21 protein-coding genes and 1 riboswitch are annotated in these 24,873 nt (G+C 61.8%); of the genes, 4 read left to right on the forward strand and 17 right to left on the reverse strand.

Annotated features, from left to right (window positions below):
- Positions 1-34: 34 nt before the first annotated feature.
- The 9 genes from folP to ACR0EF_RS08220 form a co-directional block, all read right to left on the reverse strand.
- Complete coding sequence (folP, locus tag ACR0EF_RS08180) at positions 35-1,033, reverse strand: dihydropteroate synthase (protein ID WP_170372244.1); 999 nt, start codon at positions 1,031-1,033, stop codon at positions 35-37.
- Positions 1,030-1,950, reverse strand: a complete 921-nt coding sequence (locus ACR0EF_RS08185; RefSeq protein WP_170370719.1) for a dihydroneopterin aldolase — start codon at positions 1,948-1,950, stop codon at positions 1,030-1,032. The genes folP and ACR0EF_RS08185 overlap by 4 nt, the downstream gene beginning before the upstream one ends.
- A 102-nt stretch (positions 1,951-2,052) precedes the next feature.
- Positions 2,053-3,429: a multicopper oxidase family protein gene (locus ACR0EF_RS08190; RefSeq protein WP_170372242.1), complete on the reverse strand. Its 1,377-nt coding sequence runs from the start codon at positions 3,427-3,429 to the stop codon at positions 2,053-2,055.
- 79 nt (positions 3,430-3,508) lie between these two features.
- Positions 3,509-4,150 (reverse strand): cell wall hydrolase, encoded by a 642-nt coding sequence (locus ACR0EF_RS08195; protein ID WP_170370721.1) that lies wholly within the window; start codon positions 4,148-4,150, stop codon positions 3,509-3,511.
- A gap of 186 nt (positions 4,151-4,336) precedes the next feature.
- Positions 4,337-6,898: a putative PEP-binding protein gene (locus ACR0EF_RS08200; RefSeq protein WP_170372240.1), complete on the reverse strand. Its 2,562-nt coding sequence runs from the start codon at positions 6,896-6,898 to the stop codon at positions 4,337-4,339.
- A 66-nt stretch (positions 6,899-6,964) separates the two neighbouring features.
- Complete coding sequence (glyS, locus tag ACR0EF_RS08205; RefSeq protein ID WP_170372238.1) at positions 6,965-9,199, reverse strand: glycine--tRNA ligase subunit beta; 2,235 nt, start codon at positions 9,197-9,199, stop codon at positions 6,965-6,967.
- 9 nt (positions 9,200-9,208) lie between these two features.
- Positions 9,209-10,420, reverse strand: a complete 1,212-nt coding sequence (gltS, locus tag ACR0EF_RS08210) for a sodium/glutamate symporter (protein WP_170370724.1) — start codon at positions 10,418-10,420, stop codon at positions 9,209-9,211.
- A gap of 9 nt (positions 10,421-10,429) precedes the next feature.
- Complete coding sequence (locus ACR0EF_RS08215) at positions 10,430-10,954, reverse strand: DUF6446 family protein (protein WP_170370725.1); 525 nt, start codon at positions 10,952-10,954, stop codon at positions 10,430-10,432.
- A 31-nt stretch (positions 10,955-10,985) separates the two neighbouring features.
- On the reverse strand, positions 10,986-11,915 hold the full coding sequence (locus tag ACR0EF_RS08220) for a glycine--tRNA ligase subunit alpha (RefSeq protein ID WP_093962505.1): 930 nt from the start codon (positions 11,913-11,915) through the stop codon (positions 10,986-10,988).
- Positions 11,916-12,121: 206 nt separating this feature from the next.
- Between ACR0EF_RS08220 and ACR0EF_RS08225 the strand changes: the two genes are divergently transcribed.
- Positions 12,122-13,867 (forward strand): serine protease, encoded by a 1,746-nt coding sequence (locus ACR0EF_RS08225; RefSeq protein WP_170370726.1) that lies wholly within the window; start codon positions 12,122-12,124, stop codon positions 13,865-13,867.
- Positions 13,868-13,921: 54 nt separating this feature from the next.
- On the opposite strand, the gene ACR0EF_RS08230 is transcribed toward ACR0EF_RS08225, so the two are convergent.
- From ACR0EF_RS08230 to metZ, 5 genes are all read right to left on the reverse strand, one after another.
- On the reverse strand, positions 13,922-15,502 hold the full coding sequence (locus ACR0EF_RS08230) for a thiamine pyrophosphate-binding protein (protein WP_170370727.1): 1,581 nt from the start codon (positions 15,500-15,502) through the stop codon (positions 13,922-13,924).
- Positions 15,502-16,950, reverse strand: a complete 1,449-nt coding sequence (locus ACR0EF_RS08235) for a TrkH family potassium uptake protein (RefSeq protein WP_170370728.1) — start codon at positions 16,948-16,950, stop codon at positions 15,502-15,504. Before ACR0EF_RS08235 ends, ACR0EF_RS08230 begins: the two co-directional genes overlap by 1 nt.
- Before the next feature lie 52 nt (positions 16,951-17,002).
- On the reverse strand, positions 17,003-17,611 hold the full coding sequence (locus ACR0EF_RS08240) for a hypothetical protein (protein WP_170372236.1): 609 nt from the start codon (positions 17,609-17,611) through the stop codon (positions 17,003-17,005).
- A gap of 277 nt (positions 17,612-17,888) precedes the next feature.
- Positions 17,889-18,992, reverse strand: a complete 1,104-nt coding sequence (gene folE2 / locus ACR0EF_RS08245) for a GTP cyclohydrolase FolE2 (protein WP_170372234.1) — start codon at positions 18,990-18,992, stop codon at positions 17,889-17,891.
- Positions 18,993-19,184: 192 nt separating this feature from the next.
- On the reverse strand, positions 19,185-20,375 hold the full coding sequence (gene metZ / locus ACR0EF_RS08250) for an O-succinylhomoserine sulfhydrylase (RefSeq protein WP_170370731.1): 1,191 nt from the start codon (positions 20,373-20,375) through the stop codon (positions 19,185-19,187).
- Between the two features lie 67 nt (positions 20,376-20,442).
- Positions 20,443-20,520: riboswitch (SAM riboswitch) on the reverse strand.
- A 105-nt stretch (positions 20,521-20,625) separates the two neighbouring features.
- Between metZ and ACR0EF_RS08255 the strand changes: the two genes are divergently transcribed.
- Entirely contained in the window at positions 20,626-21,324 is a 699-nt protein-coding gene (locus ACR0EF_RS08255; protein WP_170370732.1) for a glutathione S-transferase N-terminal domain-containing protein, read from the forward strand.
- A gap of 129 nt (positions 21,325-21,453) precedes the next feature.
- Positions 21,454-22,521 carry a Hint domain-containing protein gene (locus tag ACR0EF_RS08260; RefSeq protein WP_254433948.1) on the forward strand — a complete coding sequence of 356 codons (1,068 nt, stop codon included), beginning with the start codon at positions 21,454-21,456 and terminating at the stop codon, positions 22,519-22,521.
- Between the two features lie 49 nt (positions 22,522-22,570).
- On the opposite strand, the gene ACR0EF_RS08265 is transcribed toward ACR0EF_RS08260, so the two are convergent.
- The 3 genes from ACR0EF_RS08265 to ACR0EF_RS08275 all read right to left on the reverse strand — a co-directional run bounded on the left by ACR0EF_RS08265 (position 22,571) and on the right by ACR0EF_RS08275 (position 24,276).
- Complete coding sequence (locus tag ACR0EF_RS08265) at positions 22,571-23,383, reverse strand: class I SAM-dependent methyltransferase (RefSeq protein WP_170338360.1); 813 nt, start codon at positions 23,381-23,383, stop codon at positions 22,571-22,573.
- Positions 23,384-23,421: 38 nt separating this feature from the next.
- On the reverse strand, positions 23,422-23,859 hold the full coding sequence (locus tag ACR0EF_RS08270; RefSeq protein ID WP_170358563.1) for an OB-fold nucleic acid binding domain-containing protein: 438 nt from the start codon (positions 23,857-23,859) through the stop codon (positions 23,422-23,424).
- A gap of 102 nt (positions 23,860-23,961) precedes the next feature.
- Positions 23,962-24,276, reverse strand: a complete 315-nt coding sequence (locus tag ACR0EF_RS08275; RefSeq protein ID WP_093962513.1) for a hypothetical protein — start codon at positions 24,274-24,276, stop codon at positions 23,962-23,964.
- 262 nt (positions 24,277-24,538) lie between these two features.
- Between ACR0EF_RS08275 and ACR0EF_RS08280 the strand changes: the two genes are divergently transcribed.
- Positions 24,539-24,862 carry a 2Fe-2S iron-sulfur cluster-binding protein gene (locus ACR0EF_RS08280; RefSeq protein WP_170372232.1) on the forward strand — a complete coding sequence of 108 codons (324 nt, stop codon included), beginning with the start codon at positions 24,539-24,541 and terminating at the stop codon, positions 24,860-24,862.
- Positions 24,863-24,873 lie beyond the last annotated feature (11 nt).

Genomic DNA, 24,873 nt, shown 5'->3' on the forward strand with positions numbered 1-24,873 from the left:
CCTGCTACTCCACAAAGTCCTGCCTGCGACCCGATTACCGGACAGCGGCCCACAGGCGCAAGGCCTGAGCGGTCTCGGCCACGTCATGCACCCGGATGATCTGCACACCTTGCGACAATCCTGCCAACGCAACGGCGATTGATCCCGGCGCGCGGGCATCCTTGCGCGGTTCCGCGCCGATCCGGCCGATGAAGCCCTTGCGTGACACACCCAGCAGGATCGGGCAGCCCAACCCGTGAAACAGGCTGAGATTGCGGAGCAGGGTCAGGTTGTGGTCCTCGGTCTTGCCAAAGCCTATGCCTGGATCAACGATGATCCGGCCCCGATCCAACCCAAGGCCTTCCAGTCGGGCCACCTGCCCGGACAGGAAATCGTAGACGTCCAGCAGAACGTTGTCATAGGTCGGGTTGTCCTGCATCGTGGCCGGGTCGCCTTGCATGTGCATCACGCAGACCGGCGCATTGATTTCGGCGCAGAAAGCGCCCAACGCGGGATCGAAGGTAAAGCCCGAAACATCGTTGATCAGCCCTGCCCCAGCCTCGACCGCGGCCGTGGCCACGGCGGATTTGCGCGTGTCGATCGAGATCAGCGCCGGTGTCTCGGCCCGGATCGCGCGGATCAAGGGCTGGGTGCGGGCGATCTCTTCGTCCTCGGGCACAAAATCCGCACCGGGGCGCGTGGATTCACCGCCGATGTCCAGAATGGTCGCACCGTGCGCGACCATTTCCCGGGCTGCTGCACACGCGGCGTCGGGGGTGTTGTGCTTGCCACCGTCGGAAAAACTGTCGGGCGTGGCGTTCAGGATGCCCATGATCTGCGGCTGCGTCATCTCCAGCCCGGCAATCGCGGCGCGCGGTTGCGTCAGCCGGTCGAGCCACGTTTCAGGGATATCGGCAGCCGCAACGATCCGGGGTGCCGCGTCACGCTGCAGACATTCGGCATGGGTGAACCACAGGTCCTGCCCCGCCAGCGGCAAGGCCCCGTCCGGGCGCACAGGCCCGTGTTGCACCAATGGGCGATAGTAACTGGTCACAGTTGCGCCTGCTCCACCGGAACCGCCCGGAGCGGCGTTTTGGGCGACTCGGGCAGTTCCCCGCCAATGACCAGCATTTCGCTGGCCTCAAAGGTGGCGGCAAACCAGGCCGCCAAGGCCACCGCGTCGGACGGTGCCGCCGAAGGTCCATCGACCGCGTCCAGCACGATCTTGGACGGTGCCCAGACACAGATCTGGCCGTTCTTCATGGCCCAGTCCAGTTCGGTCCGGGTAGAGACGACGACACAGCGATGATCACGCGCGGCCAGCACCCAAGCGTTCTGCTCGATCGCCAACAGGTCGATCCGGCGCTGGGTCATGGCATGGCCGGTCTGCGGCACCGGCAGATCGGAGGCGCCTACGCACAGAATCAGCGGTCGCTGTCGGTTTTCCAACTGGTCGATCCAGCCCGACAAATTTTCGGACTCAATCGCTGCGTTCGACAGAAAGACCAGCCGGGGATGTGGGCGCTCTTCCTCGATGACATCGTGATGGACCGCATCCTTGCCACGAACGATCTCGACACCCAAAGCACCCGGACCGCGATCCAGTTTTTCAATGCGGACAAAAGCTCTTACCGCCTGAGGTTCAAGCAGGATCCGCTCGGCTATTCGATCCGCCAGTGTCTCGAGCAAGTTCAGACGCTCGGCCGCCAGTTCATAGGCGATGGCCTCGGTCACCCGGTCATAGGACAGGATGCGATCGACATCATCGTCGATGTTTTCAGTCAGCGGGCGCACCTCGACCACGATGTTGAAACAGATGCGCTGGGTGGTGCCCCGTTCGGCCTGAAAAGCGCCGATCTCGACCTCGACAATGTGGTCGCGCAACGAGATACGATCCAGTGGCCCGCGTGGCGCAGTCGCCTCGGACCGTTCGGACGGGTGCGCAAAGGCAAGGCGGATTTCAGTACTCATGGCACGGGCCTTTTCGGGCAGCTTGGACAGGTTTGCCCAATTTAGTGGTTCCGCGCGGCTATAGCATTCAAGCAAACGCCATTCCAGCCGCCGAATGCGGCGTCAGGTGACGCGGTACCAACCCATCATACCCGATGCGGCGTGTCCAAGCATATGGCAATGCAGCAGCCAGTTGCCCGGGTTGTCGGTGACCAGCGCGATCTCGCGAGTCTCGCCGCGTTCGACCAGAACCGTATCGCGCCACGGGCCAAGGGTCCCGTCCGGCAAGATCAGCCGAAAGTGGTGGCCATGCAGGTGCATCGCGTGCGGGAATGCAGTTTCGTTCACGAAGGCAATCCGGTGGACGCTTCCCAAGGGCGCGTCCAGAAACGGGTCATCGGGTCGCTCGGCGTAGCCATTCAGCGCCCAGAACCGCCCCAGCTGAGCCAGCTCCCGGCCCGAGAGCTCGGTCTCGCCAATCCGCGCGCTTTCGAGCCAGCGCATGGCACCGCCCTGCAGCCTCATCTCGTGCCGCGGTACGTTGTTGAGGTCCGTCAATTCCGAAAGCGGGTTCGGCGGCAATGGCCGAACTCCCGACCGGGGAGTGGAAGCCGCCTGCCCTGCCACCACAAATCTCGCCAAACCAAAGGCTCCGTCACGTTCCTGACTGAACAGGCTTGCCGTTTCCGCATTCGCAGCCAGCACATCCACCAACAAATCCGCACGTTGTGCCGGGCCCAGCGGGAACGTGTCCTCAATCGGGATCGGCTCGGCCAAAGGCATTCCATCCAGCGCAACGATCCATCCGGTCATTCCGTCCAGGCCAACGGTGAAGACACGCGCATTTGCGGCGTTGACCAACCTCAGGCGCAGGCGTTGGTTTTGTTGAACAGGAAAGGATGGGTCGAATGCACCATTGACCGTGATGAGGTTTCCCAACCGTCCAGCATGGCTGAGGTCATGGCCGTTGTCGAAGTCTTGGGTAATCTGGGCCGTTTCCGGATCAAGTCGCCAGTCATCGAGCATCAGCACCAGATCTTGCTCCACATCCGGCGCTTCGGACTCGTGCACGATCAAAGGGCCATACAGGCCACGGGCCACCTGTTCGACTGACTTGTTATGCGCATGGTACCAATAGGTTCCGGCGTCCGGCACGATGAAATCATAGTCGAAGGTCGCGCCGCCTGGAACCGCATCCTGAGTCAGCCCCGGAACGCCATCCATAGCGTTGTCGATGCGGATACCGTGCCAATGAACCGAAGTGGCTTTCGGTAATTCGTTCACCAAGCGGCGTTGAACACGCTCGCCTTGCCGCAGATGGATGGGGCTGCCCGGCACCTGCCCATCAAAGCCCCAGATAGCGGTTTCCGGAAACCCCGGAGGGGCAATCAACTGAGCGCCCTCGCGCGCAGTCAGGGTCAGCGGCGCGGAGCGCGCTAGCGTTGGAAACACCGCAAGCGCGGCGGCAGATTTCAAAAGGCTTCGGCGGCTCAGATTCATTGCGGGTCTCCTTGCCCGCAATATAGCCCCTGGTTTCACCCGCGCCATCAACGTTCCAGCGCGGGTGCGTCAATGCGCGCTAGTTGCTCGCAGTGCGGTAGTTGTGGCGGTAGAAGATATGCACACCGATGCGCGCAGTTTCCTTGTAAACGCGCGACCACGACGGGCGCACCGCCTTGGTGTGGTAATGCGTGGCCCCCGACGTGAGCGGATCGCTGACCCCCTCGATCGCGGCCTTGGCAACTTTGGCCACCCGCTCATAGGCTTTCTTCTCGTGAATGACTTCCTTGCGGCCGTCACAGGTATAGGTGAACTGGCACTGGTATTTCTTGCCTGTTCCCTGGCGGATCACGCCGCAGACGGTGTTCGGGAAACGGGTGCTTTCCACCCGGTTCAAAATCACCTCGGCAACCGCGAATTGGCCGCGCACGCTCTCTCCGCGCGCTTCGAAATACAGGGCCTCGGCCAAGCATTTCAGATCTTCGCCACCGCTGGCTTTGGGCTGTTGGTCCAGCCAGGCCTTGGTGTAGGAAACCTCAACCGGTTGGACCTCTTTCCTAGGTTGGAACAGCTTCAGATAGTCGCGAAAGCTTTGTCCCGGCACCTCGTTGCGCGACACCAGTTCGCGCTTGGCAGTCTCGGTGGCTTCCCTCTCGGCAACGGACGCACTCGGCATCACGGTTGCCGCCGCAATGGCAACAGCCAGTATGTATCGTAGCATCAGATAACCTCGCACAGGCACTTCACGCGCCATACCCTCCCCCGGCGGGCGCGACGGGGTCTTAACGCAGAAGGCGCGAAAGGTCCAGTTCTGAGGAAAAAGCAAGAAAAATCTTGCCCGCGGGGCCAAAATTAATCAGCCACAGGTCCATCCCGAAACCACTATTCCTAGGGCTTTGACGGCCTGTCAACCCCCAAGTTTTGACGAAATCGCCAACTGAGCGGCAGCCAGCCGAGCGACCGGGACTCGGAAGGGTGAACAGGACACATAATCGAACCCCAAATCCCGACAAAGGGCGATTGATTCGGGGTTGCCGCCATGTTCACCACAGACCGAAAGCGTGACATCGGGCCGGGCTGTACGCCCCCGCTCCGAGCCCAGCTTGAGCAGTTCGCCGACCCCATCGGCGTCCAGAACATGGAACGGATCCTCGGTGAACACCCCCTGCCGGACATAGGCTGACATGAAGCGTCCCGCGTCATCGCGCGACAGGCCATAGGTCATCTGTGTCAGGTCGTTGGTGCCGAAACTCAGGAACGAGGCATGAGGAGCGATTTCCTCGGCGCGCAAACAGGCCCGGGGCGTTTCGACCATCACACCCAACCGGTATTCAAACTCCTGACCACGCTCGGCCGCGACGGCTGCGGCAACCGTGTCCACACGCGCCTTGATCAGTTCGACCTCGCGCTTGGCCGAAACCAGAGGGATCATGACCTCGGGCACCACCGGCGCGCCATTTTTGCTGGCTTCGAGCGTCGCCTCGAAGATCGCGCGGGCTTGCATATCATAGATCTCGGGCACCGTTATTCCAAGGCGTACGCCCCGCAACCCCAGCATGGGGTTGTATTCGCTCATTTCGTCCACCCGACGCTCCACATCCGAAACAGGAAGGTCCAGCGCCTCGGCCAACTCGCGCTGCCCGCTGCGCGTGGTCGGCAGAAACTCGTGCAGAGGCGGATCGAACAGTCGGATGCAGACGGGCTGCCCTTCCATGATCCGGAAAAGCTGCACAAAATCATCGCGTTGCATCGGAAGCAACCGTTCCAGAACCGCCGCGCGTCCGGATGAAGTCTGAGCGAAAATCATCTCGCGCATCACGATCAGACGACCGGGGTCAAAAAACATATGCTCGGTTCGGCACAACCCGATCCCCTGCGCCTGGAAGTTCCGCGCAGCCTGCGCGTCGGCAGGAGTGTCGGCATTGGCACGAATTGATATGTCTCGCTCGGCGTCGGCCCAGCTCATCAAGGTCTGAAAACAGTCATCCAGTGCAGCTTCGAGCATCGCCGGCTCGCCCGCCAACACCTGGCCCGAGCTTCCGTCAATCGTCAGAATGTCGCCTGTGGTGAAAACGCGGCCGTCCGGAACGGTAAGCTGCTTTTTCTTGGTCTGGAACCGCATCTCGGACGCGCCGACGATACAGGGCAGCCCCAGCCCGCGCCCGATCACGGCCGCATGGCTGGTCATGCCACCCTTTTCGGTCAGTACGGCGACCGCGGCGTGCATGCCGCGCACATCCTCGGGCGAGGTTTCACGGCGCACCAGAACGCAGGGCTCGCCGCGCGCCGCGCTGGCCTGTGCCTCGGCCGAAGTGAACACGATCCGGCCGGTGGCCGCCCCGGGACTGGCCCCGATACCCGTGGTCAGCACGTCACGCTTGGCCTCGGGATGCACCTGACGGTGCAGCAACTCATTCAGAGAATGCGGGTCGATCCGCATGACGGCTTCCTGCGGGGTGATGATGCCATCCTCGGCCAATCGAACAGCTATCCGCATGGCGGCGCGGGCGCTGCGCTGAACGCGGACCCCGTCCAGAATATGCACCTTGCCGTTTTCGATCACGAATTCGACCTGCATCTCTTCGCGCAATTTGCGCCGCATCAACGCCGCATGGGCCTTGAGGTCGGCAAAGGCCTGAGGCGCAACATCCTCGAGCGCTTGCCCGCGCGGGTCCTTTTCAAGGTAGAGGGCCGCAACCCCCTCGCCCAGCGCATCGCGCCCCTGGCTTTGGCTCAGGTAGCGGCCTGTGATCTGCGGCATGCCGGTCGAGGTATCCACCAGCTGCAGCACACCCGATCCGCATTCGCCCTGACCGACGCCCGGGATCATCTCCTGAATGACAAGGCCCAGTCCGGCATCCGCCGGAGCGCCCTTGGCCTGCCGCAGCAGACGGGCGGACGTACCATCCCATGCCCGCGCCATCGAGCGCAGGACCGCCAGCAACTGCTCGCCCCGGTCCTGCGGGAACGCTTCGTCCGTTTCGTCCTCATAGGCGCGCAGGGTCTGGCGCAGGCCTTCGCGACCATCGGCTTCGATGTCGTCGAAAACGTCCGCGTCCAGTCGCGCAACGTGGATCGCATAACTTTGGACGAACCGCAGATACAGTGCGGCAGCGGCCTCGGGACCCATCTTGTCGGACAATTCCACGAAACGGGCATCGTTCATCCCGATGTTCAGAACCGCGCCGGGGCCACCCCAGTCAGGGTCCTCGGAACTGGGGCGAACGCACAGCAACGCCGATGCGTCGAACTGTTCAAGTATGGCTTCGATTGCCGGGATATCGCCGTCAGCGATCCGCCGCACCTGATCGAAGGACAGAGCCACCGTACGCGGTACGGGAAGGTCCAACCGCACAAGGCGCTGCAGACATTTCGCCCGGCCGCCATGCGTGTCGGCGGCGACGGGAGCATCAGGAGTGATGAGCGTGGTATGCGGATTATTCTGCACTGCGGCACCTTTTGGTTTCACCGCAGCATAAGCGCCCCAGCCTTCCGCGCAAGGGCCTTGTGGGCGCGCCAGAGCGCGCCCTCTAGGTCAGCCTTCGATCTTGGTCAGGTCCGCGACGCTGGAGCAGATCTGGCGGATCTGGCTCAGCAGATTCAGGCGGTTGCGGCGCAGCACGGCATTGTCGGAATTGACCTGGACGTCCTCGAAGAACGCGTCGATCGGCCCGCGCAGCGCGGCCATGGCAGCCATCGCCGCCGGGAAATCCTCGGCCTTGAGTGCCGGAGCAATCTTGGCCTGTGCCTGATCCAGCGCGGCGAACAGGGTCTTTTCGCTGTCGGTCTCGGCGAATTTCAGATCGGCACCGAACGAGTATTCGACCCCGTCCTTCTCCTCGGCCTGGGTCAGGATGTTGTTGGCGCGCTTGAAGCCCTGCACCAGATTTTCGCCATCTTCGGTCGCGATCACCGTATTCAACGCGCGGGCGCGTTTGACCAGCAGGTTCAGGTCGTCATTGCCGTCCATCGCGATGCAGGCGTCGATCACGTCGTGGCGAATGCCCTCGTCACGTAGGAAGACCTTGAGGCGGTCGTGGAAGAAGGTCAGCAGATCCTCCGACGTATCGGGCACCTTCCGTTCAAGATGCATAAAGTCCGTCACTTGGTGTTTCCCGGCCTCGTCGCCCGCAAGCTTCTCCTTCACCGTGCGGAACGCCGCTCCGAAAACACCGTGATCGGCGATTTCATCCAACAGCTCTGCGACATGCTCGTCGTGCAAAGCTTCGTTCGAAGCCGCTTCGGCCCGAACCAGTTGCGCGTCGAAGAAACGGTCGAGCTTCAGCCGCAGATCATTGTTCAGGATCAATCGGGTCACCCCTAACGCCGCCCGACGCAGCGCGAACGGGTCCTTCGAGCCGGTGGGTTTTTCATCAATCGCCCAGAACCCGGTCAGCGTGTCCAGCTTGTCGGCCAGCGCCACGGTCACCGACAGCGGCGCGGTGGGCACGTCATCCGACGGGCCCAGGGGCGAGTAATGCTCCTGCGCCACGGCGGCCACGGCGGCGTCTTCTCCAGCCGCCTCAATGTAATACCGCCCCATAAGCCCCTGAAGTTCGGGGAATTCATAGACCATTTCCGAACTCAGATCGGCCTTTGCCAGCCGCGCGGCCTTTTCGGCCTGGTCCGGGTCGCCGCCGGTCAGCGGGGCCAGTTCGCGGGCCAGTGCGGCAATGCGCTCGATCCGCTGCGCCTGGGTGCCCAGCTTGTTGTGGAAGGTCACGTTCTCCAGCGCGCGGGTCCATTGCGTAATGTCCGATTTGGCGACGCGTAGGTCGTTCTCCCAGAAGAATTTCGCATCGGCCAGACGCGCCGACAGCACCTTCTGGTTGCCGGCCAGGATGGTCGCGCCATTGTCGGTGGTCTCGCGGTTGGCCACGGTGATGAACCGTTCGATCCGCCCCGTCTTGGGGTTGCGGACCGAGAAGAATTTTTGGTGCTCTTTCATCGAGGTCTGCAGCACCTCGGGCGGCAGGTCGAGGAATTCATCGTCGATCTGCCCCATCAGCACAACCGGCCATTCGACCAGCCCGGCCACCTCGGCCAGCAAGCTCTTGTCCTCGACCACCTCCAGACCGGCGGCAAAGGCCATGTTCTGTGCGTCGTTCCAGATGTGCTCGGCCCGTTCCTCGGGCGACAGCACGACGAAGCCGCGCTTCAGCTTGGCGGCGTAATCCTCGAACCCGGTCACGGCAAACCGGCCCGGCGCCATGAAGCGATGGCCCTCGGTGGTGTCACCGGCGGTGATCCCGTCGATCTCCATCGGCACGACCTGCGCGCCGGCTTCATCGCTGAGGATGCACAGGATCGAATGCAGCGGGCGCACCCAGCGCAGCTGCCCGCTGCCCCAGCGCATGGATTTCGGCCAGGGGAAGTTGCGGACCGTGTCGGCCAAAACCTCGGCCACGATCCCGGCCGCCGGGCGGCCCGGCTTCTCGATGGTGGCGAAATAGACCGCACCTTTGGGCGTGTCCCGTTCCTCGAGCTGGTCGCGGCTGATCCCTGCGCCCCGCAGGAAGCCTTCGATGGCTTTTTCGGGCGCGCCAACCTTGGGTCCCTTGCGCTCCTCGCGGATGGTGGGGCTTTCGGCCAGCAGCCCCTCGACCGCCAGCGTCAGGCGGCGCGGAGTGGTCAGGGCGTGCGCATGGGCATAGGTCAGACCGGCCTCGACCAGACCGTCGGTGATCCGTTTTTTCAGATCCTCGCCGGCGCGGGTCTGCATGCGCGCGGGGATTTCCTCGGAAAACAGTTCGATCAGCAGGTCGGGCATTTTCGATCCTTAGAAATTGACGATCGTCTGGATGACGATGGCATTGGCGATATCCACGAAGAATGCGGATACAAGGGGGAGCACGATAAAGGCAATAGGCGAAGGCCCGTATCGCTTGGTTACGGCAGTCATATTGGCAATAGCGGTCGGTGTCGCGCCCAGCGCGAAGCCGCCGAACCCCGCCGCCAGCACGGCCGCGCGGTAGTTGGCGCCCATGACCGGGAACAGAACCCAGATCACGAAAGCCACCGCAAACAATGTCTGCGCCGTCATGATCACCACGATCGACAGGCCCAGATCGGCGATGGTCCACAGCTGCAGGCTCATCAGCGACATGGCCAGAAAGGCGCCCAGCGCGAATTCCGAGATCAGCGCCAGCGACGGCGTGCGCGACACCGGCGCGGCGCGCGGGGCCAGCAGCGGGCGCAGGTTGCCGATCACGATACCCATGATCAGGCAGGGCACGAACAGCGGCAGTTTCAAACCCGCGGCCAGGATCACCTCGGACAGAGCATAGCCTGCGATAATGGCCATGTTCAGGTACAGCAGCACCCGCATCACCGTCAGGTGGTCGATCTTCGCGGCCGCGTCTGACGGCTCGTCGGGCACGCCGATTGTATGTTCCTCGTCCGGGCGGTTTGGCGACAGGTCGCGCCCTTCGATCAACAGTCGCGCGATGGGGCCGCCGACCAGCGCAGCCAGGACAAGGCCCAGGGTTGCAACCGCAACGCCCAGCTCGGTCGCGCCCTCAAGCCCGGTGACCTGCGCCACCTCGGGCGCCCAGGCGATGGCGGTGCCGTGGCCGCCGATCAGGGCAGCCGAGCCGAACAGAACGCCGGACTGCGCCGGATAGCCGAAGGCCGCCGCCCCCGCCGCGCCGATCAGGTTCTGCGCCACGATCGTCAGCAACGTCAGGATCAGCAGCAGCACCAGAGGCTTTCCGCCCGCGATCAGATCGGACAGCCGGGCGTTCAGGCCGATCCCGGCAAAGAACAGCACCAGCAGGAAATCCCGCGCGGTCAGGTCGAACTCCAGTTCCATCCCGAACAGCAGATACAGCGTCAGAACCACCAGCGAGGCCAACAGACCTCCGGTCACGGGTTCGGGAATGTTGAACCGCCGCAGGACCTCGGCGCGGGCGTTGATCTCGGCGCCCATCAGGTAGACGGCAAAGCCCAGCGTTGCCGTCAGAAATCCGGGGATTTCCACGATGAACCCCATCCCACCCACTCAGTTTTCCGGTTGGGGCGGGCACTCTTCACCGACAACCGTTCCGTCATAGGCCTTTTCGCCGCAGTTGTTCAGGGCATGCCAGGCAAAGCCCGAACCGTCCTGCGTTACAGCTACGATCCGATCAACGCCGTAGTGGATGTTCTTGACCCCTACGAACGCGCGGGCGGATCCGTTCGCCAACGCCTCGGCCAGAGTAGCCGCATCATAGCAGTCGAACCAACCCGGGGCCGTCAGCGGCTCGGCCTCTTCGGCGCTCATGTAGCGGACGGCCAGTTGTTCCGGCTTCAGATCTGTCTGGAAACAAGCCCGATACCGGATCGGAGAGCTGTCGGCGTCGATCGCCTGAAACGCGCTGTAGGCAATTGGCACCGGTTGGCCGGTCGCGGTTTCGGTCAGAACAACATCCTGACCGGGTGAGGGTTCGACCTCGTAGTAGTAGCCGTAGACCTGCAGGTAATACATGCTGACGCCAGCAATGACGGCGCAAGCGACCAACAGAATTGCCAGCATTTTCCCGGTCATGCGCGATCCTCCTGTGGGGTGCGACGAGCCATCAGGCCTCGAAACCCGCGGCCTCGGTCTGCACGAAAGCATCGGCGCATTGCTTGGCCAGCGCGCGCACCCGCCCGATATAGGCCTGCCGCTCGGTCACCGAAATCACGCCGCGCGCGTCCAGGAGGTTGAAGATATGGCTGGCCTTGATGCACTGGTCATAAGCAGGATGCGCCATGATGATCCGCTTGCCCGTTTTGGGGTCAACGTTTTCCTGGCTCAGGATCGCGGCGCATTCTTCCTCGGCCTCTTCGAAGTGGCGCAGCAAAACCTCGGTGTTGGCCACATCAAAGTTCCAACGGGCGTATTCCTCTTCGGTTTGCTTGAAGATGTCGCCATATGTCAGCGGGCTGGGCGATTGCGGGTCGTTGAAGGGCATGTCCATTACGTGGTCGATGCCCAGAACATACATCGCCAGCCGTTCCAGACCATATGTCAACTCGCCCGAGACCGGCGCGCAGTCATGGCCGCCGACCTGCTGGAAATAGGTAAACTGGCTGACTTCCATGCCGTCGCACCAGACCTCCCAGCCCAGGCCCCATGCGCCCAAGGTCGGGCTTTCCCAGTCATCCTCGACGAAACGGATGTCGTGCAGGTCCATGTCGATGCCGATGGCCTGAAGGCTCCCCAGATACAGCTCTTGCAGGTCCGGAGGGCTGGGTTTGATCAGCACCTGGTACTGATAGTAATGCTGCAAGCGGTTGGGGTTCTCGCCATAGCGCCCATCGGTCGGACGGCGCGACGGTTGAACGTAGGCCGCAGCCCAGGGTTTGGACCCCAAAGCCCGCAGGGTGGTTGCAGGGTGGAACGTACCGGCACCGACCTCCATGTCGTATGGCTGCAGGATGGCACAGCCCTTCGAGGCCCAGTAGTTCTGAAGCCGCAGGATGATTTCCTGAAATGAACGTGGTGCGCTGGACGGTTCGGTCATGACATTCCCTTTGGGCGCGGATTTGCCCGGTTCCGGTCGGTTTTGCCCTTCCTATGCAAGGGGCCAAGGGGCGTCAACGGGCCAATGCCCGCCTGCTGTCACTGTGCCGCCACACCAGAAATTCCCCGTATCGTGGGCATAGCGTTTTCACCCCTGAATCGCGTAAGTTGAGGCAAAGCCAAAACACTGCATAAAACGGGCAGAAAATGACACGCATATTCGTTGCAATTCTTTTAATGATTACAGTCGGCCTGCGCGCTGCGTATGCTCAACAGGGGGCCGACGCAGGCGTCTGGGTTCAGGTCGAAGCGCAGCCATCGCTGCGCGAGGCACAGGACCGGGCGCAAGTCTATGCCAATGCCCTGCCTGACGTGAACGGGTTCCGCCTGAACAGCGGCTGGTACGCCATAGTGATCGGCCCCTACCTGCGGGCCGACGCCGAGCAGGTGCTGCGCGTCTACCGGGCCGAACGGCAGATCCCCTCAGACAGTTTCATCACATTTTCAGGCGCCCTGGGGCAGCAGTTCTGGCCAATCGGCGCCAATGTCCTGAACCGCGGCGCAATCACAGCGCCCGTTCAGCCCGAGCCGCAGCCAGAGCAGCCTCAGGCCGGTCTGACACCGCAACCTTCGGACGAGACGAGATCACAGGCCCTGCAGTCCGAGCGGCTGCTGAGCGGACAGGAACGAAAAGACCTGCAAACCGCATTGCAGGCTGCCGGGTTCTACAGTTCGACCATTGACGGGGCATTCGGCCAAGGTACACGCCGGTCGATGGCGGAATGGCAGCGGTTCAACGGCTTTGAACCGACCGGTGTCCTGACGACGGCACAGCGCAAGGCTTTGATGGATGACTACAATGCCCCGCTGATCAGCGTCGGCATGGCGCGTCACGTCGATGATCGCGCCGGGATTTCCGTCGACCTGCCGCTTGGGGTAGTTGCCTTCGACCGATACGAGGCGCCGTTCGCGCATTTCAATTCCAGCGGTGATCTGGACGCACGGGTCGTTTTGATCAGCCAGGAGGGCAGCAAAACCACTTTGCGCGCGCTGTTCGAGGCGATGCAATCGCTCGAGATCGTGCCGCTGAACGGCCCGCGTGAGCTGCGTGGCGACAGGTTTACCATCGAAGGCCGTGGCAACGGGATCGTATCCTATACACAGGCCAATCTGAGCGACGGCAAGATCAAAGGCTTCACCCTTGTCTGGCCTGAAGGCGATGACGCACGCCGCGCCCGGGTTCTGGCCGCAATGACTGCCAGCTTTGAAACCACCGATGGTGTTCTTGATGCTGCGGCTGGCGCCAATGCCGAGCAAAGCATCGACTTGATGTCCGGTCTCCAACTCAGAAAGCCACGGTTATCTCGGTCGGGCTTTTTTGCCGATCCCAACGGTCTGGTCCTGACCGTGGCCGAGGCTGTGCAGAACTGCACCCGCGTCACCCTTGAGGACGGTCAGGAACTGCAAACCGCGTGGAGCGATCCCGAACTGGGCGTGGCGGTCCTGCGCCCCAACAAGACGCTGGCACCGATGGCCGTTGCGGCCTTGAACGAAGCCCAGCCACGCCTGCAATCTGAAGTGGCCGTCGCGGGATACTCATATGGGGGCGCTTTGGGGGCTCCGACCCTGACCTACGGCAAGATCGCCGATATCCGCGGGCTGAACGGAGAGGCCGGTGTGACCCGCCTGAGCCTGACCGCACAACCCGGAGACGCCGGCGGCCCGGTATTCGATGATCACGGCAACGTGGTCGGAATGCTGCTGCCTGCGCGGACCGAGGGGCGCACCCTGCCCCGCGATGTCAGCCTGGCTGCCGCGGCCGACCGCCTTCACGAGATCCTGTCAAAGGCCGGGGCAACGGCTCAGACAGCGCAGGAAACCGGCCAGGTTTCGCCCGACGAGTTGAACCGCCGCGCGACTGGCATGACCGTGCTGGTGAACTGCTGGGGTTGACCGAAAGTCACGAACAGAATTTGAAGGCGCCGCAGGACATTGCGGCGCCTTTTTTCATCCCTTCAAGATATCGGGCGTGACGTGCACAAGGGTCGGCACGGGCGCGTCAAAGGCCGCGCGAACGGCAGCCTGCATTTCAGGTAGCGAGTTTGGAGCGGCCGACCGCGCACCGAAAGCCTCGGCCAGCTTGCAGAAATCAGGGTTGCGCGCGACAACCGCGTTCGGAGCAATCTGGCTGCCGACCATGCTGTCCTCGATCTCTTTCAGCTTGCCGTTGTCCCAAAGGATGATGGGCAGCGACAACCCCAGCTCGACCGCCGCACCCAGTTCCTGCATCGTATAGTGGAACCCGTAGTCACCCGCGATCACGGCAGTTGGCTTTCCGCGCCGCGCAACCGCGCCGCCGATCCCGGCCGGCAGTGCATAGCCCAGAGTGCCGAACCCGGTCGGGTGGTGCCAGTGGTATGGGCGCGCCATGTCCCAGACTTCTTTCGCGACATAGGCGAACTGGGTCATGTCGGAATAGATCATGGTGTCGGCGGGCATCGCTGCACGCAAGGCGTCGGCAACCGGCGCGATACCCGGTCTTTCCGCGTCGACCTCGGCGCGCCAGCGCGCTCGGGCTTCGGCCACCTCTTCCGGCGACCAGCCGGTGGCCGGCTTGCAGTCTTGGGTCGCGGACCACAGTGAATGGGCAAAACTTTCGCCGTCGGCCTGCAGCTTGACCGCCGCCCGGTGCCGGTCGGCCAGAACCTCGGGGTCGAGGTCAACCCGCACCAAGGTCGCCTTGTGGCCCAACCGGTCGCGCCAAAGGTCGACCTCACCCAATTCGGCACCGACCGCGATGACCAGATCGGCCGACCCAATCACCTCGGCACTGCCGGGTCGCGGCAAGGTCGCGCCGAAATCCAGGGTATAGCCGGTGCCGACCAACCCACGCCCCGCATAAGTGGTGAAACAGGCCGCACCGAGCTGAGACAGAATCTGGCGCCACAGGTTAGACCTCGACCCACCACCCAATATGAACAGCGGCCGCCGTGCGATGTTCAGCAGCGACAGAACCGGCGCAATGTCCGGCGCCAGAGCCTTGACCCGCACCGCGTCCTGGTTCGGAAAAGGAGCGGGGTCGGCCTCGGCCTCCAACTGCGCGATCGGGACCTGGATATGCTTGGGGCGCGGACGTTTCAGCGCGAACTCCTCAAAGGCGCGTTCGATCAGGCCATAGGCTGATTGCGCGTCGTTTGCCTGGCAGGACCAGTCGGTCACGCATTCAGCGGCCGCGCGCTGGTCTTTCATCTGGTGCAACTGGCCGCGCTGTGCCTGCGTTTCGCTCAGACAGGAGGACAGAACCAGCATCGGAACCGAGTCGGTATAGCCCTGCCCCATCGGCGTCATGACGTTGCACAGGCCAGGACCGGTGATCACGTAGGCCACGCCGGGCTTGCCCGTCGCCCGTGCATAACCGTCAGCCATGAAGCCCGCGCCCTGCTCATGCCGCGCCAGCACATGAGTAATGCCCGCTTCTTCGATTCCACGGTACATTTCCTGATTGTGCACACCGGGAATGCCGAAAATGACTTCGACCCCCCGATCCTTGAGCATGTGCGAGATTTGGGCGCCCAATGGTCTTTTCATCAGCCTCTCCAGAACCGAATGGTGAACAGGACATACACGGCCATCAGCTCCAGCCGGCCGGTCAGCATTCCGAAGGTCAACAACCACTTGGCCGTGTCGTTCAGCCCGGCAAAATTCCCTGCGGGGCCGATCTGATCACCCAAACCGGGGCCGACATTTGCAAGCGCCGTCGCTGCACCGGATACCGCTGTGATGAAATCCAGACCAGTCAGCGCCAGCGCCCAGGACAGCGCCCCCAGCGACAGCGCGAAGAACATGAAAAAGCTCATGACCGATGTCAGGACATCGCGGCTGATGGCGCGGCCATCATATTTGGGCACGAACACTCCGTGCGGCGACCGGATCCGACTGATCTGAGCCTTGATGGAAGCAATCAGCAATTGATAGCGGAAGATTTTGATGGAGCAGGCCGTAGAACCGGCGCAACCGCCGATCAGGCCGATCATGAAGAACATCATGATCGGAAAACTGCCCCAGGTCATGTAATCGACACTGGCGTAGCCGGTGCCGGAAATGATCGAGGTGATATTGAACAACGACTCGCGCACCGCCTGTTCCCAGTGGTGCGGAAAGACCGATGTAAGAAAGACAGCCATGATCGCCACCAGAACGGCGATCGTGGCCAGAAAGGCCCTGATCTGGCTGTCTTCCAGGATCGAGCCTGTCCGGCCGTTGACGAATTGCACATACCGCACGAACGGCAGCGCAGCCAGGATCATGAATATGGACGCGGCGTATTCCGCGGGCCCCGAGAACGTACCGAACGAGGCGTCATAGTTCGAGAACCCTCCGGTGGACATGGTTGTGAACGCGTGAACGACCGCGTCGAAAAAGTTCATTCCCAAGCCGGCATAAACCAGAGCGCAGGCTACGGTCAGGAATACATAGATCAGCGAAATCTGGCCCGCGATCTCTTGCGCGCGAGGAAGGATTTTCCCCATGGTTTCAAACCCTTCCGAGCGGAAGATCTGCATGCCGCCGACCTTGAGCTCGGGCAGGAAAACCATGGCCACGACAATGATGCCGATCCCGCCCAGCCATTGCAGCAAACCGCGCCACAAAAGCAGGCCACGCGGCAGATCATCCAACCCGGAGATTACGGTCGACCCGGTGGTGGTCAGCCCGGACATGGCTTCGAAATAGGCATCGACAAATCGAAGCTCGGTCTCACCGAACACGAAGGGGATTGCCCCGAACAGCGGCAGCGCGACCCAGACGCCAGTGGTCAGCAAAAAGGTCTGACGGATGGTCAGCCCCTCGCCCACACCGTTCGAGCAGCTCATGGCCAGAACCACGCCGGTCAGGATCGTGATGACACCGCTTTCAAAGAAAACGTTCCACTCGCCCCGACCCTCGATGATGTCCGCAAGCATCGGCAACAGCATGGTCGCCCCAAGTATGGCGACCAGCAAGCCAATCACATATCCGACCGGGCGAAGATCCATCATGACGGGCAGCGTTGGCGCGCCGGCCCGAAAGTGTCAAGCAGATGATCTGTGATCAGTCGTCCATTTTTTCAGCCACGGGCGGCATGGCCGGTGGCTTGGACGGCGCACGCGTGCGGCGCGTGGCCGGTTTCGGTGCCTCGGCGGGTTTGGTTGTTGCAGCCGCTACGGGCTTTTTGGCCTTGGCTTCTTCGGTTGAAGCCGCAGGTTTTGCCTCGGTGGGCTTGGCCTTGGGCGTCACGGCCGTTGCGGGTTTCTCCGATGCGACCGGAGTGACGCGCTGTGCAGGAGTGGCCGTTGCGACGGGCTGCGGCGGTTTTTGAGCCGTTGCAGGCGGCGTTTTGGGCTTGGCTGTGGCCTTCGTGACCGGTTTCGGTGCGGCTTTTGCGGGTGCCTTCGGCTTCGGAGCCGGCTTTGCGACCGTCTTGGCCTTGGCCCGGACCACAGGTTTCGCCTTCTTCGCGGCGGGTTTGGCCGTGGTTCGCGCCACCGGTTTCTTGGCCGACTTCACGGCCGGCTTCGATGGTTCGGTGACCGACGCAACCGGGATCGGGAACACGGTTTGAGCAAATGCCTGCATCATTTTCATCTGGCTGGTCACGGCATAGCCGGCCAGACGCACTGCGGCGGCCTGCAGCTCAAGCTGTTGGGCAATGGGATTCATTCCAAGTCTCTCCTGTAGCAATGAAGCAGCCCGATTTCCGAGGTAGAAAAGCCCTTGCCGTTCCGATCGCGCGGACGGACGAAGGTGTATTGCAGTCCAAGGCGTAACACGTCCCGGCTTCCTTTCGGGGTGGTGCGCCACAACTGACATGGCGCGCCACAGCTGCATTCATCTTCAATGTATGCAAATAATCGCGCGCATGCAGCATTTTCTGCTGCATTGCGGCAAAAAGGCGCCTACCGCCCAATATACGCCGGTTTTCGCGGCGCTTTTCGGGTCAGCCGACGTGGAACAGCGTCGTGAACAGGCGCGGGTCCAGGCTGGTGGATGCAAAAGTCGGCCCCTCGGTCAGAATCGATACCGCATCGTGGCTGTGCAGACTTTCCTGATGGCTGGCGATGACGCGGAAGTCACCCACGTGATGATCGGCCAGCAGCTCGGCACAGAACAGACGCGCGGCGTCTTCGACAAAGATGGGGTTGGCGGCGTTCAGCTCAGCAAAGGCCTGTTCGTCCTCGCGCTTGACCATCACCTGGGTTTCGGTGGGGACGGCACGGCGGCACAGGGCGATCAGATCCTCGAACCACAGGCAATCGGCGTCACAATCGACCACGACCGAAATGCGCGCCACGGAACGCTGCGAATGCGGCGTCGCAAGCTGTCCGCGCACCGACCGGGCGTGTTCGCTGAGTTCCAGCGAGCATGGGCAGGTCGAAGAATAGACATAGTCGAGATGCATGATCTTCTGACGCACGCCGCCTTGCTCGACCAGTTCAAGCGCGATGTCGTAATACTGATATCCCTCAAGCCCCGAACGCAGGCTTTTGACCCGATCGGGATAGGAGAAGCGCATCTGAAGCCTTGCATCGAAACTGTCGAGGTCGGTCAGATAATCGCTCAGCGCAGATTCCATCACCTCGAAACTGAACGTACGCTCGGCATGTTTGTAGAAGGACCGCATGATCCGGGACATGTTGATGCCCTTTTTCTCGGCTTCGAGGCTGACGGTGCCCGTAACCGAGGTTTCCAGCGTCAGGTCCGGACCGTTCTTGCTGTGAAATCGGATCGGCAGGCGGAAATTCGAGATGCCCACATGCTGGATCTGCTGTTTCGCACCGCGGATCAGGCTGGACGGGCCGTTCTGGAGATCGGGCAACGCACATTTGTAGGCTTCGTCAACTTTGAAGTCTTCGGGGTATTCACGTGACATCGCAGGGTAGTTGTCCGGCATCAACCCTGGCACCAAGCGCGCAACCGCCGGATCAAGCTGGCTGATCTCGGCCACGCTGGCGCCCTTTGCCCATTTCCGCAAGACCTTGAGAGCCTCAGCGGCCTCGTCCCGATCAGGTTTTTCGTCAATGTCGCGCGAATGAATGTTCATTGGCTGCGTATCCTCGGTGTGTCGTCAGGCCATGTCTGACTGCGGCGGAAACCACAGTGTAACCCAATACGGGTGAGATAGCAGCCCGGATCGAAAAAACCATCGCAAAACCGCCATTTCCGAACGGATTGCGCCCTTTTACCCGGGCGACATTGCGCGGTTGCCGATGTGTTCAACGGCGCGTGTCCGCCGTCACACCGCAGCAGCCGACAATGCCTGCCGGATATCCTCCAGCAGATCGTCGGCATCTTCGAGTCCGACAGAAAAGCGGATCAAACCGGGCGTGATGCCCAATTCGTCTTTCTGCGCATCGCTCAACCGCTGGTGCGTGGTCGTTGCCGGATGGGTTGCGATGGACTTGGCATCGCCCAGATTGTTCGAAATTACCGGGATCGTCAGCGCGTTCAGGAACCGGAAGGCCGCGTCCTTGCCCCCCTTGATGTCCAGCGACAGGACCGTACCGCCCTTGCCCCCCAGTTGGCTCTGCACCAGAGCGTTCTGAGCATGAGATTTCAGGCCCGGATACATGATCCGCTCCAGCGTCTCATGGCCTTCCAGCGCGTCGGCCAGTTTCTGCGCCGTCTCGGCCTGGGCATTGACTCGCAGGGCCAACGTTTCCAGCCCCTTGAGCATGATCCAGGCGTTGAACGGGCTGAGTGCGCCGCCCGTGTGTTTGAGGTACGGCTCGACCGTTCCGCGAATGAACTCCTTGGCGCCCAGGATCACGCCGCCCAGCGCGCGTCCCTGCCCGTCGATATGCTTGGTGGCCGAGTAAACCACCACATCCGCGCCCTGCGCGATCGCCTGCGAGAACACCGGGGTCGAGAACACGTTGTCGACGATCACGGTGGCCCCCACCGCATGGGCCAGTTCGGCCACGGCGCGAATGTCGATCACTTCGAGCGTGGGGTTCGACATGGATTCGAAGAACACGGCCTTGGTGTCGGGCCGGATCGCGGCCTTCCATTGATCCAGGTCGGTACCGTCGACAAAGGTCACCTCGACACCATAGCGGGTCAGAATATTCTCCAGAATGTACAGGCACGACCCGAACAGGGCCTTGGCCGAAACCACGTGATCGCCCGCCTTCAGCATCGAGGTCAGCGCCCCGTTCACGGCCGCCATACCGGACGCCGTCGCAAAACCATCCTCGGCCCCCTCAAGCGCAGCGATGCGCTGCTCGAACATCGCAACCGTCGGGTTGCCATAGCGGGCATAGATGAACTCGTCCGGGCCAGTCTCGATGAACCGAGCTTCGGCCTGCTCGGCGGTGTCGTAGACGAACCCCTGCGTCAGGAAGATCGCCTCGCTGACTTCGTTGTACTGGCTGCGACGGATACCGCCGTGGACGGCTTGGGTGCGTTTGTTCCAGCTTTCGCTCATGTCTTTACCTTTCGGCCCCGAAACCCGAGGGCAAATCAAAAAAACCCCAGACGCGGTCAAGCGAAAGGGGTCTTTCATCCTGACCTTTTAGCGGTGTTGTTTAGCGTGGCCCGCAATCCGGTAACAAATCGCCACGTGGTTTCTGGATTGCGCATACGCCTCGGGCGCGCGGGCGTCAAGCCGCGACATCCACCGCGCACTTGCCCTTTGCGGCGAATGGCTCATGATCGTCCCGCAACACGGAGGCTCCATGACACACCCGATCGACCTGTATTTCTGGCCCACGCCAAATGGCTGGAAAGTATCCATTGCCCTTGAAGAGATGGGGCTGCCCTACCAGACCCACCTCATAAACATCGGCAAAGGCGATCAGTTCGCGCCCGAGTTTCTGAAAATTTCGCCCAACAACCGGATGCCTGCGATCGTCGACCCAGACGGCCCGGATGGCGCACCGATCTCGGTTTTCGAAAGCGGCGCGATCCTGATGTATCTGGCCCGCAAGACCGGCCGGTTCTACGGGTCGACCGAGCGTGACCGGATCGCGGTCGAGGAATGGCTGATGTGGCAGATGGGTGGCGTCGGACCGATGGCGGGACAGGCGCACCACTTTCTGAAATATGCACCCCAGTTGGACCCGCCACAGGACCTGCCCTATGCCAAAGACCGCTATCGCACCGAGGTTGCACGTCTGTACGGCGTTCTGGACAGGCGCCTTGCCGACAACGAGTATGTTGCCGGCGACTTCTATTCGATCGCCGATATGTCGATTTGGGGCTGGGCAAGCCTGTGGGAGGGTCAGCAGCAGACGCTGGAGGACAAGCCCCACTTTGCCCGGTGGCTGGAGACAGTGGGAGCCCGTCCCGGAGTTCAGGCGGGACGTGCCCTGCATGCCGAGCTGCGCGGAGATCATCGCAGCATAGACGCGCAGAACGTTCTGTTCAAACGGTAGCGTTCACAAAATGATGAAATTTCAGGCAACTAGGAGGGAATCGCACCTCTTTCTGCATCAAGACCCCGACGACAGTTGAATTGCGCGTTTGTCGCTCTGTAACTACAAGCGGTAACAAGGAGTTAAGGTTTGGCGACATTCAATTTCACGGTTCCGATTTACGGGTTCGACCAATGGACCGGCGCATCGACGAACAACACTGTCGGCTATCCTGTCGGAACGACCTTTTCCCTGAATGCTGGTGCCGCGCTGACCGTCATAAACGTCGAGGATGACGACGGCACGGCCAGCCAGCTGTTTTCGGACGGTTACATCGACACGCCCGGAGACGGGTCGTCGCCCAGTACGGCCAACAACGACCAGGTATTGAGCCAGGCGGTGACGATCAACGGACAGACCTTTCAGCCCGGCGATCAGGTCGAGCTTGAGTTCGGTTTTACGACAACTTCCGGCGACACGTTCTGGGTCATTCGCATCGACGGTGTGAATGTCGGCATCAGCGGTCCTGTCTTGCCAACGCCCGGTACGACCTATGAGGTTGCCGGCAGCAGTGATGGTCAGGCATCGCCGATTTCGAATGTCCCATGCTTTACCGCCGGCACACTGATCACCACCAAGGACGGGACAACAAGGATCGAAGACTTGTCGGTCGGAGATCTGGTTCTGACCTACGCCGGCAGCTATGAACCGATCCGCTGGATCGGGCGCCGTGAGCTGGACAGCGTCGACTTCTCCGCCAATCCGAAACTGGTTCCCATCCGGATTTCCGCCGACGCGCTCGGCGCAGGGCTGCCAACGCAGGACCTGACCGTTTCACCCCAGCACCGCATTCTGGTGCGGTCAAAGATCGCGCAACGCATGTTCAACACCAACGAGGTGCTGGTTTCGGCCAAGTCGCTGCTGCCGCTGGACGGCATTGACCGGGTCTGTGCCACGGAATCCGTTCGCTATTTCCACCTTCTTTTCGACGCGCATCAGGTCATCTTTGCCAACGACACCCCAAGCGAAAGCCTGTTCGCCGGTCCCGAAGCGCTGAAATCCATCCCCGAGGCGGCTCGCAACGAGATATTGGCCCTGTTCCCCGAGCTTAAGGACCCCGGCTTTGAACCGCGGCCAGCCGCCCTGATCCCAAAGGGTCACAAGCAGCGCGGTCTGATTTCGCGTCACTTCAAGAACGGTCAAGCACTGTTGGCCTGATCTTCATTGGGTATTTTCTGATCTTGGTCGGAGTGTGCGTGACCTACCGTCAGGTCCTTCGACAGACGAACGTGGTCGCTGACAGTGGCATCGTCATGCCCTGCGGACCAAAGACGCGCTTCAATTCAGAGAACATCCGCGCCGCCACGTCCGCGGGTTCCACACCGCCGCGCTCTCGTACTTCATCGACCAACGGGTTGCCAAAAACCAGAGCGTGGGCAAAGGCTTCCGGGTTGACGATGGTCTTCGTCAACCGGATCGTTTCGTGTTCGATATCCGTCCAGCTTGCGGCCCTCAGATCAGCCCGGACAGCCTCGGGGTCACCATAGTGAAACGGTACCTTGTAGAATCCCGGCGGATCCTGCGGAAAGAAATGCGCCCCCACATCGTGCGCGACTTGCGAGAACGGGTTTTCGGACATCGGGCTCCACACGTTGAAAACATAGCGCCCACCCGGTCTGAGCACCCGCGCCGCCTCATGGAACGAAGCGGGTTTGTCGGGAAAGAACATGACCCCGAACTGGCAGGTAATCAGGTCGAACGCGCCGTCTTCGAACGGTAGATCCATCGCGTTGACGACCGCGAACTCGACGTTGTCCGCCGCCGAGAATTTGGCCTTTGCAACCTCCAGCATGGGCGCGTTCAGGTCCGAGATCAGAACTTGGGCCTCGCTCGGCAGCACATCGCACAGCTTGCGGCTCAGGATCCCCGTACCCGCGGCCAGTTCAATGGCCTTGGCCACCGGCTCTTCGGCGCAACGGGCGGCAAGTCTGTCTGCGTAGTCAGTGAAAATATTCGGGCCCAACCCCGCGTCGTAATGACTTGGAATATTGCCCACGAAACCAGCCGAATTTGTTGACATCTGCGCTCCCCCCCCCGGCAACCGCATGATGCAAAAGACTAGCCGAAATTGCGCGTTTTGGCGAACTCATTGTGCTCTGCAGTCGGCTGGGGCCGGTAGGCATCCGCCCCGTCACCCCGCACCAGCAGGTCCAGCATGCCCGATATGTCCTCGATCTCTTCCGCGATCACATGGGTCACCGCATGGGCCCGCTGCATCCGCCCGGTTACCCGCAGCAACCGCCCCGAGATCACCGCTCGGCGGAACCGCTCATAGATCTTGCGCCAGACAATCACGTTCACGATGCCGGTCTCGTCTTCGAGCGTGATGAAGATCACCCCTTTGGCCGTACCAGGCCGCTGCCGCAGGATCACCAATCCCGCCACAGCAACCCGCGCACCCTCGGGCGGGTCGTCCAGTCGGTCGGCTGGAAGGCAAGCCGGTGGTCTGGGCCATGGGCGGCCCGAACTGGGCTGTGGTGTCGATGCGATACGCATAAGAACAAAAATAGAACAAATGCCCTGAATGTCCAGATGCAGGGGACCGAAACCACAGCCAGAAAGGTCATGCGCTACGCGCGACCGCAGCGCAGACAAGGGTCACTTGGCGTCATGCGCGTTGAACGTGGCCAAACCTTCCCGCAGAACCGCCTTGGCCTTGGCCAGGTCATCCCCGTCCAACGCATCCAGCGCCCGCAAAACGTCACTGCGCAACCGCAGAGCCTTGGGGCCCGGTGCTCCGACCGGATGAAGCTCATCGTCATTCGCTGCTGCCAATGCACCATGGCTGATCCCGTCGATCACCTCCACGATTTTCGCCTGGCTTTCGCCAAACCACGCGGCAATGTCATGCTCGGCATCGCCCCGCTCGTTCATCCCAACCACAATCTTTGCGTCCTGAACCGTCAACGGCATCTGCTCACTCCCTTATCAAATCACGGTCACACGACCAGAACACAAATCCATGCACGCAACAATCGAAACCGCTATCCGAGCCTCAACCTTTGATGGAATAAACCGGTCAAACCACTCGGTTGCGGCGCGAACGCGTGGAATTTGGGCGACAATGACGGACCGTTTGCCCGATCACGCCCCGATTGGTCGCAAATGGCACTGGAAAGACCTAAATCCCTTGACTAATGAGGAACCTGAACACCGCAGAAGGAAGACGCGAGCAATGGCAAAGATCACCTATGTCGAGCATGGCGGCAACGAACACACAGTCGACGTCGCCAACGGCCTGACCGTCATGGAAGGCGCCCGTGACAACAACATTCCCGGCATCGAGGCCGATTGCGGCGGCGCTTGCGCCTGCTCGACCTGTCACGTCTACATCCATCCCGATTGGGTCGAGAAACTGCCTGCCAAGGACGACATGGAAGAAGACATGCTGGACTTCGCCTACGAGCCCGACCCGGCCCGTTCGCGACTGACCTGCCAGATCAAGGTGACTGACGAACTGGACGGGCTGGTCGTCGAGATGCCGGAAAAGCAGATCTGATGCGACGACGC

Source organism: Ruegeria sp. CG8, assembly GCF_056537165.1.